Annotated in this window: 13 protein-coding genes; 12 read left to right on the top strand and 1 reads right to left on the bottom strand. The window is 67.3% G+C overall.

Annotated elements, in window-relative coordinates; genetic code table 11:
- Nucleotides 1–130: 130 nt before the first annotated feature.
- The 12 genes from LC062_RS16035 to LC062_RS15980 all read left to right on the top strand — a co-directional run bounded on the left by LC062_RS16035 (nt 131) and on the right by LC062_RS15980 (nt 17,098).
- The gene (locus LC062_RS16035; protein ID WP_224912042.1) at nt 131–535 is read left to right on the top strand and encodes a PTS sugar transporter subunit IIA; all 405 of its coding nucleotides are present in this window, start codon (nt 131–133) and stop codon (nt 533–535) included.
- Between the two features lie 10 nt (nt 536–545).
- A complete protein-coding gene (locus LC062_RS16030; RefSeq protein WP_224912041.1) occupies nt 546–839 on the top strand; it encodes an HPr family phosphocarrier protein in 294 nt (97 codons plus the stop codon).
- A gap of 210 nt (nt 840–1,049) precedes the next feature.
- Nucleotides 1,050–2,447: an adenosylhomocysteinase gene (gene ahcY, locus LC062_RS16025; protein WP_224912040.1), complete on the top strand. Its 1,398-nt coding sequence runs from the start codon at nt 1,050–1,052 to the stop codon at nt 2,445–2,447.
- Between the two features lie 324 nt (nt 2,448–2,771).
- The gene (locus LC062_RS16020) at nt 2,772–5,231 is read left to right on the top strand and encodes a sensor histidine kinase (RefSeq protein ID WP_224912039.1); all 2,460 of its coding nucleotides are present in this window, start codon (nt 2,772–2,774) and stop codon (nt 5,229–5,231) included.
- A gap of 9 nt (nt 5,232–5,240) precedes the next feature.
- A complete protein-coding gene (gene tsaE, locus LC062_RS16015; protein WP_224912038.1) occupies nt 5,241–6,833 on the top strand; it encodes a tRNA (adenosine(37)-N6)-threonylcarbamoyltransferase complex ATPase subunit type 1 TsaE in 1,593 nt (530 codons plus the stop codon).
- Between the two features lie 43 nt (nt 6,834–6,876).
- Complete coding sequence (locus LC062_RS16010; protein ID WP_224912037.1) at nt 6,877–7,623, top strand: nucleotidyltransferase family protein; 747 nt, start codon at nt 6,877–6,879, stop codon at nt 7,621–7,623.
- Between the two features lie 83 nt (nt 7,624–7,706).
- A complete protein-coding gene (addB, locus tag LC062_RS16005; RefSeq protein WP_224912036.1) occupies nt 7,707–10,874 on the top strand; it encodes a double-strand break repair protein AddB in 3,168 nt (1,055 codons plus the stop codon).
- Entirely contained in the window at nt 10,871–14,389 is a 3,519-nt protein-coding gene (addA, locus tag LC062_RS16000) for a double-strand break repair helicase AddA (RefSeq protein ID WP_224912035.1), read from the top strand. The genes addB and addA overlap by 4 nt, the downstream gene beginning before the upstream one ends.
- A 74-nt stretch (nt 14,390–14,463) precedes the next feature.
- A complete protein-coding gene (trxA, locus tag LC062_RS15995; protein WP_181761644.1) occupies nt 14,464–14,784 on the top strand; it encodes a thioredoxin in 321 nt (106 codons plus the stop codon).
- Nucleotides 14,785–14,937: 153 nt separating this feature from the next.
- On the top strand, nt 14,938–15,576 hold the full coding sequence (gene grpE, locus LC062_RS15990) for a nucleotide exchange factor GrpE (protein WP_224912034.1): 639 nt from the start codon (nt 14,938–14,940) through the stop codon (nt 15,574–15,576).
- A 451-nt stretch (nt 15,577–16,027) separates the two neighbouring features.
- Nucleotides 16,028–16,660 (top strand): trimeric intracellular cation channel family protein, encoded by a 633-nt coding sequence (locus tag LC062_RS15985; RefSeq protein WP_224912033.1) that lies wholly within the window; start codon nt 16,028–16,030, stop codon nt 16,658–16,660.
- Nucleotides 16,661–16,708: 48 nt separating this feature from the next.
- On the top strand, nt 16,709–17,098 hold the full coding sequence (locus LC062_RS15980; protein WP_224912032.1) for a VOC family protein: 390 nt from the start codon (nt 16,709–16,711) through the stop codon (nt 17,096–17,098).
- Nucleotides 17,099–17,172: 74 nt separating this feature from the next.
- Here the strand turns inward: LC062_RS15980 and LC062_RS15975 are convergent, their stop codons facing one another.
- On the bottom strand, nt 17,173–17,520 hold the full coding sequence (locus LC062_RS15975; protein ID WP_224912031.1) for a lipopolysaccharide assembly protein LapA domain-containing protein: 348 nt from the start codon (nt 17,518–17,520) through the stop codon (nt 17,173–17,175).

Raw genomic sequence — 17,520 nt, 5'->3', positions numbered from 1 at the left:
GGCGGATAAACCGGCATCAGGTGCCGATTTTCCTTGCACTGCGCGGCGGCCTTGCGGAAATTGGTCGCCCGGTGCACAACGGCCCGGATGGCAATGACGGTCCCGCGTGGGACCCCAAAACGGACAGGGCATGATCGGTCTCGTACTCGTCACGCACGGACGGTTGGCGGAAGAATTCAAGTCAGCGCTGGAACATGTGGTCGGCCCCCAGGAGCGGGTGGAAACGATCTGCATCGGTCCGGACGACGACATGGAGCAGCGCCGTCAGGATATTCTGGCTGCGGTTGAAGCGGTCAACGATGGCGCCGGGGTGGTGCTGCTCACGGACATGTTTGGCGGCACGCCGTCCAACCTCGCGATTTCCGTCATGGACGGGCTGAACATCGAGGTGATCGCCGGCGTCAATCTGCCGATGCTGATCAAGCTCGCCAGCGTGCGCGCCGATGTCGGGGTCGCCGAGGCGGTGGATGAAGCGCGCAAGGCCGGGCAGAAGTACATTTCCGTCGCAAGCCAGGTGCTCTCCGGACAGGGATGATCGCAACACCATGACCCAGGCGGATACCCAGCCCGGCCTCCATCGCGACCTCACCATCGTCAACCGCCGCGGTCTGCATGCCCGGGCCTCGGCCAAGCTCGTCAAGCTGGTCGAGGGGTTCAAGGCGGATGTGGTCGTCACCAAGGATGGTCAGTCGGTGGGTGGGACCTCGATCATGGGGCTGATGATGCTGGCGGCCTCGCCAGGCTGCAGCATCCATGTCTCCGCCACCGGCGCCGAAGCCGAGCCGGCGCTGGCGGCGATCGCCGAGCTGGTGGAAAGCGGTTTCGGCGAGGCCGACTGAGTCAGTTTGGCTCCTGTCGCTCATATAAAGAAATCTTTATATCATTATTGCTTTGTGCCGTCCTGGCGATTATAACCCGGCGACAGGGTGTGCTTGCGCGCGCCTGTTGCCGTTTCACCGCATGTCCGGCCCGCCTCGGGTTCGGCGTGGGCAGGCCGGTCGCGACAACGGCGCGACCCAATTTCGAACCGAACGAGCGGATAAGACCTCATGACCACCGCAACTGACTATCTCGTCAAGGATATCTCCCTGGCCGACTTCGGCCGCAAGGAGATCGAGATCGCCGAAACCGAAATGCCGGGCCTGATGGCTTGCCGCGAGGAGTTCGGCGAGACCAAGCCGCTCAAGGGCGCGCGCATTGCCGGCTCGCTGCACATGACCATCCAGACGGCGGTGCTGATCGAGACGCTGGTGCATCTGGGCGCCGAAGTGCGCTGGGCCTCCTGCAACATCTTCTCCACCCAGGATCATGCCGCCGCGGCGATCGCCGCCAGCGGCGTTCCGGTGTTCGCGGTCAAGGGCGAGACCCTTGAGGAATACTGGGACTACTGCGACCGTATCTTCTTCTTCCCGGAAGGCACGGCCAACATGATCCTCGATGATGGCGGCGACGCCAGCATGTACATCCTGCTTGGCGCGCGCGCCGAGGCGGGCGAGGACGTCCTGTCCAATCCGTCCTCCGAGGAAGAGACCGTCCTGTTCGCACAGATCCGCAAGCGGATGGCGGCGAGCCCGGGCTGGTTCACCCGTCAGCGCGAGGAGATCCGTGGCGTCTCGGAAGAGACCACCACCGGCGTCAACCGTCTGTATCAGCTCAAGGCCAAGGGCCTGCTGCCGTTCCCGGCGATCAACGTCAACGACAGCGTCACCAAGTCGAAGTTCGACAACAAGTACGGCTGCAAGGAAAGCCTCGTCGACGGCATTCGTCGCGGTACCGATGTGATGATGGCTGGCAAGACCGCCGTCGTCTGCGGCTATGGCGATGTGGGCAAGGGGTCTGCCGCTTCGCTGCGCGGTGCCGGTGCCCGGGTCAAGGTGACGGAAGTCGATCCGATCTGCGCCCTGCAGGCGGCCATGGACGGCTTCGAGGTCGTCACGCTGGAAACCGCCGCGCCGACTGCCGATATCGTCATCACCACCACCGGCAACAAGGATGTGATCACCCTCGATCACATGCGTGCGCTGAAGGATATGGCGATCATCGGCAACATCGGCCACTTCGACAACGAGATTCAGGTCGAGGCGCTGCGCAATTACAAGTGGACCAACATCAAGCCGCAGGTCGACATGATCGAGTTCCCGGATGGGCGCCGCATGATCCTGCTGTCGGAAGGCCGTCTGCTGAACCTTGGCAACGCCACCGGCCATCCGAGCTTTGTCATGTCTGCCAGCTTCACCAACCAGGTGCTGGCGCAGATCGAGCTGTGGACCCGTCCGGATGCCTATGAGAAGGACGTCTACGTTCTGCCGAAGCATCTCGACGAGCGGGTTGCCCGCCTGCATCTGGGCAAGCTCGGGGTCGAGCTGACCGAGCTGACCGACGAGCAGGCCGCCTATATCGGCGTTGAGACCACCGGCCCGTACAAGCCGGAGCATTACCGCTACTGATCGTTAACCGATCGCGGTGAACATGGGCGGGCGCTTCGGCGCCCGTCCGCATTTGATCCCCGATATCGGCGGATCGCAGCTCTCCGCTCAGCGGCCCGGGAGGGCTGTGGATGACGCGCGTTCCGTTTACTTTTCGTCAACAGACTCTTCTGCGCGATTCTCAACTGAGTTATGGTCTTTGCGAATCGGTCAGTTCGTGAGGCAGAACTGAACCGGCGGGCTCCCTCGGGCTCGATGCGGCGGTAGAGGATCGAACGGATGCCGGGGAACGGCTTGGAACATGGACGCGGCGGCGTCACATGGCGGGGCGCGAGTCTCAAGACCATGGCCCGCACCGGCGCAAGCTGTCTGGCACTTTTGTCCGCATCGGGAATGGGGCTGGCCGAGGAGGCCGGCGCGGCGCTGGCGCCCGTCCCCGCCGCTCATGTCGATCCGCTGATGGTTGTCTGGATTGCTGCTGTCGGCGGGACGGTCGCCTTCGCGGTCACCGCGGCCGTTGCCTCCATACGCGGCAATCGCGCCGCCAGCGGGGCCCTGGCCCGGGCGCGGGAAAAGGCCGCCGCCCTTACCGCTCGTCTTGATCGTCTCGAAAGCCTGATCGATTCCGATGATCAGCGGCTTGTCGTCTGGCATGGCGGCGAGGAGCAGCCGATGGTCACCGGCATGCTTGATGAAGCCTCTGGCGTGCCGCGCTCGCCGGTCAGGTTGCTGGCCTTCGGAACATGGCTGGACCCGGAACAGGCGAGTGCGCTGGAGCACGCGGTCGATGCGCTGCGCAGCAAGGGCGAGGCCTTTCATCTGACCTTGCCGACCCTTGGCGGCGGCCGGGTCGAGGCGCGCGGGCGCATTGCCGCCAGTGCCGCCGTTCTGCGGCTGCGCGATCTCACCGGCGAACGCCGCGCGCATGCGCTGCTGTCGGAGCGGCATGAAACACTCACCGCAGAGCTTGACGCCCTGCGCGGATTGCTCAACGCGGTGCCCGCTCCGGCCTGGCTGCGCGATGAGGCCGGAAAGCTGACCTGGACCAATGCGGCCTATGATGCGGCCGTGGAGGCCAATGGTGGCGGGGCGCCGAGCGAGACCGGTGCCGAATTCCTTGATGCCAAGGGGCGGCGGCTGATCGCGCGCGACGCGGAAAACCAGGGCGGGGTGGGGCAGATGCGCCTGCCGGCGGTCTCCGCAGGGGCGCGGCGGATCTTCGATGTCACTCAGGTATCGCTCCCGCAGGGCAGTGCCGGCATTGCCATCGACGTCAACGAGTTGGAAAACATTCGCCAGGAGCTGGGGCGGACCATCGACTTTCACGCCCGTACCCTCGATCAGCTGGCGACGGCTGTGGCGATCTTCGGCGCCGATCAGCGGCTGCAGTTCTACAACGCCGCCTTCCGTGGCTTGTGGGATCTCGACACGACTTTCCTCGAAAGCCAGCCCACCGATGGAGCGCTGCTCGATACACTGCGCGCCGCGCGCAAGCTGCCCGAGCAGGCGGACTATCGCGGCTGGCGCAACAAGCTGCTGGAAACCTACACCTCCCTCGATGCCCGCGAGTTCTGGTGGTATCTGCCGGACGGCCGGACCTTGCGGGTGATCGCCAACCCGCATCCGCAGGGCGGCGTGACCTACATCTACGAGAACGTGACCGAGCGGCTGGATCTGGAAAGCCGCTACAATTCGCTGATCCGGGTGCAGGGCGAAACCCTCGACAATCTGTCCGAGGCGGTCGCGGTGTTCGGCTCCAACGGCCGGTTGCGGCTGTGGAACACGGCGTTCGAGACCATGTGGTCGCTGTCCGGGGATCGGCTCGGCGACAGCCCGCACATCACCGATGTGGTCGACAACGAGGGGCTTGAGCCGGGCGAGCGGGCCACCTGGCGGCAACTGGTGACGGTGGTCACCAGCCTTGCCGACAACCGCGAGCCGGTGTCCGGCAGGCTTGAACGCGCCATCGGCGAGGCGATCGATTTCGCCACCGTGCCGCTGCCCGATGGCGGCACCCTGGTGACCTTCGTCAATGTCACCGATACGGTGAATGTGGAACGGGCGCTTCTGGACAAGAACGAGGCGCTGGAGCAGGCGGATCAGCTCAAGAACGCCTTCATCCAGCACGTCTCCTACGAGCTGCGCTCGCCGCTGACCAACATCATCGGCTTCGCCCAGTTGCTGTCCGATCCGAAATTCGGTCCGTTGACGGCCAAGCAGGGCGAGTATGTGGACTACATCCTGTCCTCTTCCTCCGCCTTGCTGGCGATCATCAACGACATTCTCGATCTGGCGACCATCGATGCCGGCATCATGGAGCTGGATATCTCGGCGGTCGATGTCGCCCGCACCGTGCAGGCGGCGGTCGAGGGGCTGAAGGACCGGCTTGCCGACAGCGGCGTTTCGCTCAAGCTCGACATGTCCGAGGACGTCGGCATGATCGAGGCGGACGAGCGCCGGCTGCGCCAGGTGCTGTTCAACCTGATTTCCAATGCCTTGCGCTTCTCCGATGTGGGCGGGGTGATCGACGTCTCCTGCCAGCGAACCCGCGACTCGATCGAATTCCATGTGCGCGATCACGGCTGCGGTATCCCGCAGGACATGCTCGACCAGGTGTTTGCCCGCTTCGTCGGCCGCGATGCCGGTGTGCGCCGGCGCGGGGCCGGCCTCGGCCTGTCGATCGTCAAGAGCTTCGTCGAGTTGCACGGCGGCACGGTGTCCATCGAATCCGAGGAGGGGGTCGGCACGCATGTCGTCTGCCGATTTCCCTTCTCGCCCGATGCCATCAAGCACGCTGCCGAGTAGTGTCGCCTCATGACCCGCACGCCGACTTCCGGGGCGCCGGCCGGCACCACGCCTGAGCTGCTTCTCGATCTGGCCCTGAAGGACGAGGCCGCGACCCGGCGTCTGGCCGAAGATATCGCCATGATCCTGCATCCGGGCGATTGCGTGCTGTTGTCCGGCGATCTCGGGGCCGGCAAGTCGGCCTTCGCCCGCGCGGTGCTGCGCGCCCTCGCCGACGATCCGGAGTTTGAGGTGCCGAGCCCGACCTTCACCCTTGTTCAGACCTATGAGCTTGCGCGCTTTCCCGTCTCGCACCTCGACCTTTACCGCTTGGAGGACGAGGAGGAACTGGCCGAGCTCGCGCTTGACGATCTGCTGGAGGATGGCGCGGCGCTGATCGAGTGGCCGGAACGGGCCGGCGGTTTGCTGCCGGCCAACTGGCTGGGCCTGACCATCGAGCCAGGTGCCAACCCGGACGCCCGGCGGGTTCGGGTCTCCGCCAAGGGGGGCGATTGGTCCGAACGGCTCGCCCGCACCCGGATGGTTCGGGCGTTTCTGGAGCAGCATGGCAAGGGAACGGCGGCCCGGCGCTACCTGCAGGGCGATGCCTCGCCGCGCGGCTTCGAAACGATCCGCGACGCTGACGGCTGCCTGATCCTGATGAACGTGCCACCGGTGCCCGGCGGGCCGGTGATCCGCGATGGCCTGAGCTATCGCGAAATCGTCCATCTGGCCGATGGGGTCCGGGCGGTGGTGGCCATCGGCGAGGAGCTGCGCCGGCGCGGCTTCCATGCGCCCGCCTTGCACGCGGTCGATCTGGAGGCCGGGCTGGTGCTGCAGGAGGATCTCGGCGCCGATCCGGTGGTGCGTGACGCTGCGCCGATTGCCGAGCGCTACCGGGCCGCCGTCGACTTGCTGGCCGATCTGCACAGCACCCCGCCACCGCGCAGTTTTGCTCTTCCCGATGGCACGACCTACGACCTTCCGCCCTATGATCCGCGAGCGCTGCTGGTGGAGGCGGAGCTGTTTCCCGACTGGTTCCTGCCGCGTGTCGGGGCGCCGGTTGACGATGAAGGCCGAGCCTCGTTCACCCGGGAGTTGACCCGCCTGTTCGAGCTTGCCTGGCAACAGCCGCCGACCTGGGTGCTGCGCGATTTTCATTCGCCCAACCTGATCTGGCGCGAGGGCGCCAGCGGACATGAGCGCATCGGTCTGATCGACTATCAGGATGCCATGTATGGCCCTGCCGGCTATGACCTTGCGTCGCTGGCCATGGATGCCCGGGTGTCCGTTCTGCCCGCGCTGGAAGCGGAGCTGGTGGCGCGCTACATCGCTCGCCGTACCATGCACGATGCTGGCTTCGACGAGGCGGTGTTCCGGCGCGATTATACGATTCTCGCCGCGCAGCGGGCCACCAAGATCCTCGGGATCTTCACCCGGCTGGCGATACGTGATGGCAAGCCGGACTATCTGGCGCATCTGCCGCGCGTCCATGCCTATCTGCACCGTACGTTGGCCCATCCGGTTCTCGCCGGCATGAAACAGTGGTTCGAGACCTATGGCGCGCTCGAAGAAGGAATCGGCGGTGCGCGTGATGTCGCCTGGCCCGATGAAACCGCCTGAACGTCGTGTGATGAGATAAGGCCCGGGAAACGGGTATGAGGACATGAACAAGGCAATGATGAACGGCAACGGCAACACGCCCCGCAACGCGATGATCCTGGCCGCCGGCATGGGCAAGCGGATGCGGCCGGTCACGGCAACGACGCCCAAGCCCTTGATCCATGTGGGCGGCAAGGCGCTGATCGACCGGGCGATGGACAAGCTGGAAGCGGTGGGCGTGGAGAGCTGCGTCGTCAACGTGCACTATCTGGCCGATCTGGTGGAGGTGCATGTCTCGCGCCGTGCCCGGCCGCCGGTGAAGATTTCCGATGAGCGCGATCAGTTGCTCGAAACCGGCGGCGGCATTGCCCGGGCTCTGCCGTTGCTGGGCGAAGAGCCGTTCTTTCTCTTGAATTCCGACAGCACCTGGATTGAGGGCGTCACCCCCAATCTGGAGCTGATGGCGCGCAGCTGGGATCCGGAGCGGATGGATGCGCTGCTGCTGATTTCCGAATATGTCGACAGTGTCGGCTATGACGGGCGCGGCGATTTCCGGATGGATGTCGATGGCCGGCTGGAGCGGCGGGCCGAACGCACCGTCGCCCCCTTCGCCTATGCGGGCGCGGCGATCCTGCATCCACGCTTGTTCGAGGCAGCGCCTGAGGGGGCGTTTTCCCTGAACGTGCTGTTCGACGTGGCGATCGAACGGGGCAGCCTTTACGGCGTGCGGATGGAGGGGCTTTGGCTCCATGTCGGAACGCCTCCCGCGATCGAGGCGGCGGAAAAGGCGATTCGCGACAGCGTCGATTAAGCCCCAGCCGCAAGCGAATCGCTGGCGCCGGGCGACGCATCCATGAAATGCTGCTCCGATCAGGGGGCCAGGAAGGGGCAGGTATGAGCGAACGCCGCCGCAAGGCCGTCTACACGATCCCGCCGGCAACGCCGTTTCTGCCGGCGTTGGTCGATGCGTTGATCAGCGGCGATCTGATTGCCGATCACGACCTGTCCGCCGATCCGCTGGCCCTTGCCGGCGTCACCCTCTACCTGCCGACCCGCCGCGCCGCCCGGGTGCTGCCGGCGCTGTTTCAGGCTCGGCTCGGCACGCGCGCCAGCCTGTTGCCGGTGATCCGTCCGCTCGGCGATGTGGACGAGGATGAGCATCTGCTCAATGCGAGCGCACCGGTGGACGGTTTGCCGCCCGCCTTGCCGGACATGCAGCGGCGCATGGCGATGACCCGGCTGGTGCATTTGTGGGAAGGGGCGCTGCGGCGCGAGGTGCTGGAGCTGGCGCCCGATGCGCCGCTGCACGCGCCGGCCTCCGCCGCCGATGCCGCCTGGCTTGCCGGCGATCTGATCGCCCTGATGGACGAGATCGAAACCGAGGAGGTCGGCTGGGCCGGCCTTGCCGATCTGGTGCCGGAGGATCACGCCCGCTACTGGCAGATCACCCTCGATTTCCTGAAGATCGCCATGGCGCAATGGCCGGCCTATCTGGCCGAGGTTGGCGCGGTCGACCCGAAGGCGCGCCGCTCGGCGCTGATCCGCCGCGAGGCGGCGCGACTGCGCGCGAACCCGCCCAAGGGGCCGGTGATCGTCGCCGGTGCCACCGGCTCCGTGCCCGCCACCGCCGACCTGCTGGCCGCCGTTGCCGATCTGCCGCGCGGCTGCATCGTGCTCCCCGGCTTCGACGGCAGCCTCGATCAGCGCAGCTGGCAGGCCCTGATCGGCGCCGGGGAAGGGCACAGGGAGGGGCACAGGGAGGGGCAGGGCGCTCCCAGCCACCCGCAGTATGGCATGGCCCGGTTGGTCCGGTATCTGGGGCTGGAGCGCGGTGAGGTGCGCCAGCTTGCCCCCGCCGCCGATCCGGCGCGGAGTTTGCGCGACCGGCTGGTCGGCGAGGCTCTGCGACCGGCGGAGACCACAGATGCCTGGCCTCGGACCATGGCCGGCGTTCCGGTGCCCGAGCGGCAGGCGGCGTTTGCCGACGTCGATCTGCTCACCGCCCGCAATGAGGCGGAAGAGGCGCTGGCCGTGGCGCTGGTGCTGCGCCGGGCGGTGGCGGAAGGGCGGAGCGCGGCGCTGATTTCGCCGGATCGGACGCTGGGGCGGCGGGTCGCCGTGGAGCTGACCCGTTGGGGGCTGCAGGTCGATGACAGTGCCGGCCGGCCGCTCGATCAGACCCCGCCGGGGGTGCTGGCGCGGCTCGCCGCCGGGCTTGCCCTTGGCGGGCTGGAGCCGGTCGCGCTGCTGGCGCTTCTCAAGCATCCGCTGGTGCGTCTGGGGCTGCCGGCGCGCGAGATCCGCGCCGCCGCGCGCGCCCTTGAACGCGGCCTGCTGCGCGGTCCGCGCCCCCGTGCCGGCAGCGCCGGGCTGTTGGCGGCGATAACAGTGGCCCGCGCTCTGGCCGAGGAGCCCGGCGCCACCCGGCGCATGCCGCGCTGGAAAAAGCTGCATCCGGCCGACTGGGATGCGATGGAGGATCTGGCGCGGCGGCTCGCCGAGGCGCTGGCCCCGCTGGAACGGCTTGTCACCGCTGAGGGCGAGGGCGAAGAGGCGTGCGATGCCGCCGATCTCGTTGCCGCCCATGAGGCGGTGCTGGTGGCGCTGGTGCGCGACGAGACCGGCGCGAGCGATGAGCTTTACGCCGGTGAGGCGGGCGAGGGGCTGGCGGCAACCTTCGCCGATATGCTGGCGGCGCGCTCGGTCGGGCTGGAGGTGGCTGCACGCGACTGGCCCGACGTCTTCGCCGCGCTGATTTCCGGCATCAACGTCCGCCGGCGCCTGCCGGGCGATCCGCGCATCGCCATCTTCGGCCCGATGGAGGCCCGGCTGCAGCATTTCGACGTGGTGGTGCTCGGCGCTCTCAACGAGGGCACCTGGCCGCAGCGCACCCGCAACGACCCCTGGCTCAACCGGCCGATGAAACAGGGCATCGGCCTCGACCCGCCCGAACGGCGGATCGGCGCGGCCGCCCATGATTTCGTGCAAGGGCTTGGCGCTGCGAAGGTGGTGCTGTCGCGCTCGGAGCGGTCGGGCGGCGCGCCGGCCGTTGCCTCGCGCTGGCTGTTGCGGCTGGTAACCTTGCTCGGCAAGGAGACCTCCGAGGCGATGCGCGCGCGCGGGCAGGAGATCCTGGCGATTGCCGCGCGCATGGACCAGACCGACGGGTCGCCCCGGCCCGCGCCGCGACCGGAGCCGGCTCCGCCGGTCGCCGCCCGGCCCGACCGCCTGTCGGTGACCGCCGTCGAAACCCTGATCCGCGATCCTTACGCCATCTACGCGCAGAAGATCCTCGGCCTCGATCCGGTCGAGCCGATCGGTGGCGACCCGGGGGCGGCGGAAAAGGGCACGCTCATCCACGATTGCCTGGCGGTGTTTCTGGAAAGCTGGGCCGGCGATTTCGGCCCGGCGGCACTGGAGCGCCTGCTGGAAATCGGCCGCGAGCGGTTTGCGCCGCTCGATGCGTTCCCAGCGGTCCGCGCGCTGTGGTGGCTGCGGTTTGAGCGCATCGCCGAGGCTTTCATCGGCTATGAGGCGACCCGGGCGCCGGATGTCGACCGCCGCTTCCTGGAGGTGGATGGCCGGCTGGAGCTCGACCTTGTTCCCGGACGCAAGGTGGCCTTGACCGCCCGCGCCGACCGGCTCGACCTTGGCCGCGACGGAACGCTGGCGATCATCGACTACAAGACCGGCCAGGCTCCGAGCGCCAAGGAAGTGGCCGCGTTGCTGGCGCCGCAATTGCCGCTGGAGGCGGCGTTGGTCGCCGCTGGCGGCTTTGCCGATGTCGATCCGGGCGCCGTGGTGACCGATCTGCTCTACCTGCGTCTGTCCGGCGGCCGCACGGCTCTGGAGGTGCTGCCCCGCGCGCCTAAGGACCGGGAAGTTGCGGATCTTGCCGAGGAGGCCTTGCAGCGCACGAAGGCGCTGTTTGCCGGCTATGAAAATCCTGCGAAAGGCTATCTGTCGCGGGCTCGGGTGATGAAGGAACGGGCGCGCGGCGGGCCTTACGACCATCTGGCCCGGGTGCCGGAATGGTCGCTGGGCGGGGATGAGGACACATGACCGCATTGCAGATACCCGCCGCCACCCGTGAGCGCCAGGCGCTCGCCGCCGATCCGCTGCGCTCCGCCTGGGTCAGTGCCAATGCCGGTTCGGGCAAGACCTTCGTTCTCGCCCGGCGGGTGATCCGCCTGTTGCTGGCCGGAACGCCGCCCTCGCGCATCCTTTGCCTGACCTTTACCAAGGCGGCGGCCTCGGAGATGGCGACCCGGGTGTTCGAGACGCTGGGCACCTGGACCGCGCTCGATGACGCGGCGCTGGCGGCGGAATTGCAGGAGGTCGAGGGGCGTCCTTCTACGGCGGAGGGCCTGTCCCGCGCCCGGCACCTCTTCGCCACCGCGCTGGAAACCCCCGGCGGGCTGAAGATCCAGACGATCCACGCCTTCTGCGAGGCGCTGCTGCACCAGTTCCCGCTGGAAGCGAATGTAGCCGGGCATTTCTCCGTGCTCGATGACCGCCAGACCGCCGATCTTCTCGCTTCCGCGCGCGCCCTTGTGCTGCGCCGGGCGGAACGGGATCCGGACAGTCCCATGGGACGGGCGCTGGCCTTCCTGATCCGCGAGATGCCGGACAAGAGCGTCGAGGATGCGCTGGCCGAACTGGTGTCGAAGCGGGAGGCCTTGCGGGCCTGGATCGTCGATGCCGGCTCGCTCGATGCGGCGCTGGCGGAGCTGCGGGCGAGCTTCGATCTGACCGGGGAGGATCGGCCGGACCGGCTCGATGCACGGCTTTCCGACGAAACCCTGATCGATGCGGCGCGGGCGCTGGCCATCGCCGAGGCGCTCGACACCGGATCGAAGACCGACAAGGACAGGGCCGCGCTGCTGCGGGCCGCCGCCGCCGAGCAAAATCCGGCCGCCTGGCGCGAACTGTGGTTCCGGGTGTTCCTGACCAAACAACTGGAACCGGCGAAGCGGCTCGCCACCAAGGGCGTCGCCGAGGCCTATCCGCAGGTGGTGGAGCGGCTGTTCGATGAACAGGCACGTCTCATGGAGCTGCTGGAGCGCCGGCGCGCGGCGCATACGCTGGAGGGGACGGAAGCCGCGCTCCGCCTCGCAGACGCGATGCTGGGCGCCTATGAGCGGGACAAGACACGGCGCGGGTTCCTCGATTTCGAGGATTTGATCGTGCGCGCCTCCAACCTCCTGGCCCGTTCCGATGCGGCGCTGTGGGTACAGTACAAGCTCGACCAGGGGCTCGATCACATTCTCGTCGATGAGGCGCAGGACACCAGCCCGCATCAATGGCGGGTGGTCAAGGCGCTGGCGGAGGAGTTCTTTACCGGCGCCTCCGCCAACCCGCGCACCCGCACCCTGTTCGCCGTTGGTGATGAGAAACAGTCGATTTATTCGTTTCAGGGTGCCGTTCCGGCCTATTTCGCCGAGATGCGTCGGCATTTCGAAGAGCGTGCCCATGATGCCGGCAACGCCTTCTCCCGGGTCGATCTCACCCTGTCGTTCCGCTCCACCCCGGATGTGCTGTCAGCGGTCGACACGGTGTTTGCCGATCCGGCCGCCTATCGCGGGCTGTCGCAGGCGCAGGAGCCGCCGGTGCATGAGGCGGTGCGGCGCAACGATCCGGGCCGGGTGGAAATCTGGCCGCTGGAAGAGGTGGCCGAGGTCGAGGCGCCGGAGGACTGGACCGCGCCGATCGACCGCATGTCCGCCGACAGCCCGATGCTGCGGCTGGCCCGCAAGATCGCGGCGGAGGTCCGTGCCTGGTGGCGTTCCGGCACTGCCGATCCGGAGGATGTCCTCGTTCTGGTGCGCAAGCGCGGCGCCTTTGTCGAGGCGCTGACCCGGGCGCTGAAACAGGCCGGGGTGCCGGTTGCCGGCAGCGACCGGCTGGTGCTCAACGATCACATCGCCATTGCCGATCTGATCGCCCTCGGGCGGTTTCTCTTGCTGCCGGAGGATGATCTGTCCCTGGCCTGTGTGCTGAAAAGCCCGCTGTTTGCGCTCACCGATGCGGACCTTTACCAGCTTGCGCGCGAGGACGACGACCGGCTGCGGGCGGGCACCCTGTGGCAGGCGCTCACCAGGGCGGCGGACCGGGATGAGGCCTGGGACGCGGTGCGCCGGCGCATCGAGACCTGGCGCGCCCGGGCCGACTTCATGCCGCCATTCGAGTTCTTTTCGCGGCTGCTCTCCGCCGATGGCGGACGTCAGCAGTTCCGCGCCCGGCTCGGCAGCGAGGTGGATGACATCCTCGATGAGTTCCTGGCGCTCACCCTGACCTTCGAGCAGACCGGAACACCGGGGATGGAAGGGTTCCTGGCCTGGTTTGCGGCGGCGCCGACCGAGATCAAGCGCGAGCTCAATGCCGCGCGCGGGGTGGTCCGGATCATGACGGTGCATGGGGCCAAGGGGCTGGAGGCGCCGTTGGTGATTCTGGTCGACACCGGCGCCGCGCCGGTGTCCGCGCATCATGATCCCGGCTTCGTCAAACGGCCGCGCGGTCAGGATGAGGGCACGCCGCCGGCGCTGGTCTGGCTGCCGGTGAAGGCCTCCCGCACCGGCTGGCATGGTGAGGCGCTGGAGGAGCTGCGCGCAGGCGCGGCCGAGGAATACCGCCGCCTGCTTTATGTGGCGATGACCCGCGCCAAGGACCGGCTGGTGGTCTGCGGCTGGGCGCCGTCGCGCGGCGCCGATCCGGAGTGCTGGTATTCTCTCGTTTCCCGGGCGCTCGATCCGGATGCCCGGGATGAGGAGGCAGCCGGCGGGGATGTCCACCGGGTGTGGCAACGCCCCGGCATCGTCTCGCCGCCGCCGGCGCTTGGTGGGCGCGCCGTCGTCGCCGCCGGTCCGCAGGAAGAGGCGGAGCCACGCCCCGACTGGCTCGACAAGCCGGCGCCGGGGGTGAGGCGTACCCCGCGCTTGCAGCCCTCGGCCGCCTTTGAGGAAATGGAAGGCAAGGAGGGCATCGCCGATGTGCCGGCGCGCGACCGGTTGGCCGATGCCAGGGCCGCGCCGAGCTATCCCCGTGAGCGGGGGCGGCACCTGCACCGGCTGTTGCAGGTCCTGCCGGATCTGCCACCGGCCGGACGGCGCGCGGCGGCGGGCCGCTATCTGGCGGCGAACCTGCCGCAAGGCTTTGCCGATAGGGCCGATCAACTGGCGCAGGAAGCCTGCGCGGTGCTGGAGGATGCCCGCTTCGCGGCGGTGTTTTCCGAGCGGGCGCGGGCGGAGGTGCCGGTGGTCGGCCGGATTTCGCTGGCCGATGGCACCGAGGCGGAGGTGAACGGTCAGATCGACCGCCTGTGCGTCACCGATGACGATGTGTTGATTGTCGACTTCAAGACCAACCGCGAGGTGCCGGATGATTCGAGCGCCGCACCGCTGGCCTATCTGACGCAGCTCGCGGTCTACCGGGCGCTGTTGCGGGAGATCTATCCGGACAAGACGGTGCGGGCGGCGCTGTTGTGGACCGCCGGGCCTTGTCTGATGGAGGTGCCATCGCCGCAGCTCGACGGAATTCTCGCCAATCTTCGCAAGGGCGGAGATCATGCGATTGCTTGACGTGGGGCGGCCGGGTTCCTACCTTCCGTGCGACGTGAGAACGCAAGGCGTTCCTGAACCGGAAAGGACATGAGATGGCGACCGCTGTCGTGACTGACGAAACATTCGAAGCCGAGGTTCTGAAGGCTTCGGGCCCTGTCGTCGTTGATTTCTGGGCGGAATGGTGCGGTCCGTGCAAGATGATCGCGCCGGCGCTGGAGGAAATCTCCGAAGAGATGGATGGCGCCGTGACCATCGCCAAGCTCAACATCGATCAGAATCAGAACGTCGCCATCAAGTACGGCGTGCGCTCGATCCCGACCCTGATCATGTTCAAGGATGGCGAGCCGGTGGCGACCCAGGTCGGCGCCGCGCCGAAGAACAAGCTGGCGGACTGGATCAAGACCGCGTCTTGAGCCTGGTCTTCCAGGATCGCTGGTGATTGCCCCGTAGCCCCTCCCACCAATTCCGGGACGGGCGGCGGGGCAGTCGCCGCTTCACCGCTTTTTCGTTCACCTGCCGGGCGAGACCGGCGTGATGACGCAACCCAAGAAGTTCCCAGACAGACTATGAGCGATAGCAACGACACTCCGCGTAACACTCCCGAGACCGCGGCGCCCGAGGCGGCGAACGAGAATCCGGAGATCGAGGGCGCCGAGGAGGCAGCGGCGATTGATCCGGTCGAGGCGCTCAAGGCCGAGAATACGGAACTGAAGGACCGTGTCCTGCGGGTCATGGCGGACATGGAAAACCTGCGCCGCCGGACCGAAAAGGAAGTCCGCGACAGCCGTCAGTACTCGGTGGCGAATTTCGCCCGCGACATGCTGGCGGTCAGCGACAACCTGCGCCGGGCGCTTGAGGCGATCTCCGAGGAGGCCCGCGCCGAGGCCGGCGAGGCCATGCGCGGCCTGATCGAGGGCGTCGAGATGACCGAGCGGGAGATGCTGAACCAGCTCGAAAAGCATGGCGTCAAGAAGCTCGACCCCGCCGGAGAGAAGTTCGACCCGAACTTCCATCAGGCGATGTTCGAAGTGCCCAATCCGGACGTGCCGAACAACACCGTCGTGCAGGTGGTTCAGGCCGGCTATGTGATCGGCGAACGGGTGCTGCGCCCGGCCATGGTCGGCGTGTCGAAGGGCGGACCGAAGGACGCAAAGCCCGCTGGCACGGCTGCCGAGCCCGGGGCGAGCGTCGACAAGACCGCCTAGGAGCTTTCCGCTCTCTTTGGGAAACGGGAAGCCTTTCAGCCTCTTGGTATTGCCTGCCAGCGAAGGTGGATGACAGACGGCGCGCCTGATGGCGCGCCGCGTGCGGTAACAAAGCCCCGTAAGGGGCGTCCTCCCGGACGACGCGCAAGCGGAGATCCGGGATCGGCGAGGCACGGCCTGCCGATTTCGGCCTTTTGAAAACGCGCGTCTTCTGGCTCCCCGATCCCGGGTCGCGCCAAGGCTTGCCCGGGATGACGCAGGAGGCGTTGTTGCCCTTTGTCAGCCGTTTGGCGGCGCGCCCGATGGCGCGCCGTATTTGCGTTTGTCGCGCCGAAAACGGCGCCGCCGGATGACAGCCCGACGGTCGCGATTCTCGCCCGAACGCGCAAAAAGCTGATGGCCCGCCCAGTCTCCGCGCCCCTTTGGCGCAAGAATGCACTAGCATGGGATCATGCAGTCGATGCTCCAGATCCTCGATTTCCTCGGCGTGGCGGTGTTTTGCGTCTCCGGTGCGCTGGTCGCCTCGCGTCTGCGGCTGGATATCGTCGCCTTCCTGTTCTTCGGCGTCTTCACCGGCATCGGCGGCGGCACCTTGCGTGACCTGCTGCTCGATGCGCCGGTCTTCTGGGTGGTCGATCAGGCCTATCTGGTGGTGTGTATCGTCATCTCGTTGCTGATGTGGTTCCTGGCCGGACAGGTCGAGCGGCTCGGAAGCCCGTTGCGCTGGGCCGATGCCGTGGGCGTTGCCGCCTATTCGGTGATGGGCGCGGCCAAGACCCTGTCACTTGCCGATGCGCCGGTCGTGGCGGTGATGATGGGGGTGGCGACGGCAACCTTTGGCGGTATTATTCGCGATACGGTTGCCGGGCAACCGAACGCACTGGTCAAGCCGGAGATCTATCTGACCTCTGCCTTTGCCGGCGCCGGTGTTTATGTGACGCTGGCGGTATTCGGGGTTCCGGCCTGGCCGGCGGCGATTGCCGGGGGCTGCGCCGCGCTGCTCTTGCGCGGCGGGGCGATCCAGTGGGGCTGGTCCTTGCCAGCCTATCGCCCGCCGTCGGAACGCACCGACCGCAAGCCGTGAGGTGGTGCGCTAAAGGCGGGCGCGATGCTGCGACAGGGAGGAATGGCGATGAGCGAGCACGGGCATTTCTACTGGAATGAACTGATGACCCGGGATGTGGAGGCGGCGAAGGCCTTCTACGGATCGGCGCTCGACTGGACCTTTTCCGGAATGGACATGCCGGGGGGCACATATTGGCTGGCGATGCAGGGAGAAAAGCCCGTCGGCGGTATCTTCCAGATGGCGGGACCGGAGTTCGACGGCGTGCAGGACCACTGGATGTCCTATCTGGCGGTCGATGACATCGATGCGCGACTGGACAAGGCGGTCGTCGCCGGGGCGACCCTGATGCGTCCGGCCTTCGATGTGGAAGGGGTCGGCCGGATCGGTATTCTCAAGGACCCGGGCGGGGCGGTGATGGGCTGGATGACGCCCGCACCGATGGACCCGCCCGTCTAGCGGCGATATCCTATGCAAGGCCCTGCCGGGGCCTTGCTGCGGCGCCTTGGCATCGGAAGGGGCAGAGGCCGCGCTCAGGCCGCGTTTCTGGATGAGGGGGCGGTCAGCGCCGTTGTCTGCGGCTCCTGGACGGCCTTCAGACGGTCAGCCTCCTGATGCCAGCGATCGGCCTCCCGTCGCTTGACCCGGGCTTCGCGGCGCCATTTGCCCTGCGCCGCCCAGGACGCGACGCCGCCGATGAACACGCCGAAGGCGACGGCCGCAAACAGGATCCAGAACAGCGGCGCCGTCACCGTCAGGGCCGGGTCGGAACGGGAGAACGGATCCAGCGACAGGGTGACATCGTGGCGATTGGCCACGGCGAGCGCGATCAGCACGATGGCGATCGGCAGCAGGACGAGGTTTTTCAAAAGCCGTGTCAC

Source organism: Stappia indica, from assembly GCF_020177335.1.
GTDB lineage: Bacteria > Pseudomonadota > Alphaproteobacteria > Rhizobiales > Stappiaceae > Stappia > Stappia indica_B.
This window is presented reverse-complemented; position numbering and strand designations above follow the sequence as displayed.

Coding starts and splice junctions, on each gene's coding strand:
- LC062_RS16020 (WP_224912039.1), top strand. CDS start 2,772: ATGGCCCGCACCGGCGCAAGCTGTCTGGCACTTTTGTCCGCATCGGGA.
- ahcY (WP_224912040.1), top strand. CDS start 1,050: ATGACCACCGCAACTGACTATCTCGTCAAGGATATCTCCCTGGCCGAC.
- LC062_RS16030 (WP_224912041.1), top strand. CDS start 546: ATGACCCAGGCGGATACCCAGCCCGGCCTCCATCGCGACCTCACCATC.
- LC062_RS16035 (WP_224912042.1), top strand. CDS start 131: ATGATCGGTCTCGTACTCGTCACGCACGGACGGTTGGCGGAAGAATTC.
- grpE (WP_224912034.1), top strand. CDS start 14,938: ATGAGCGATAGCAACGACACTCCGCGTAACACTCCCGAGACCGCGGCG.
- tsaE (WP_224912038.1), top strand. CDS start 5,241: ATGACCCGCACGCCGACTTCCGGGGCGCCGGCCGGCACCACGCCTGAG.
- LC062_RS15985 (WP_224912033.1), top strand. CDS start 16,028: ATGCAGTCGATGCTCCAGATCCTCGATTTCCTCGGCGTGGCGGTGTTT.
- LC062_RS15980 (WP_224912032.1), top strand. CDS start 16,709: ATGAGCGAGCACGGGCATTTCTACTGGAATGAACTGATGACCCGGGAT.
- trxA (WP_181761644.1), top strand. CDS start 14,464: ATGGCGACCGCTGTCGTGACTGACGAAACATTCGAAGCCGAGGTTCTG.
- addB (WP_224912036.1), top strand. CDS start 7,707: ATGAGCGAACGCCGCCGCAAGGCCGTCTACACGATCCCGCCGGCAACG.
- LC062_RS16010 (WP_224912037.1), top strand. CDS start 6,877: ATGAACAAGGCAATGATGAACGGCAACGGCAACACGCCCCGCAACGCG.
- addA (WP_224912035.1), top strand. CDS start 10,871: ATGACCGCATTGCAGATACCCGCCGCCACCCGTGAGCGCCAGGCGCTC.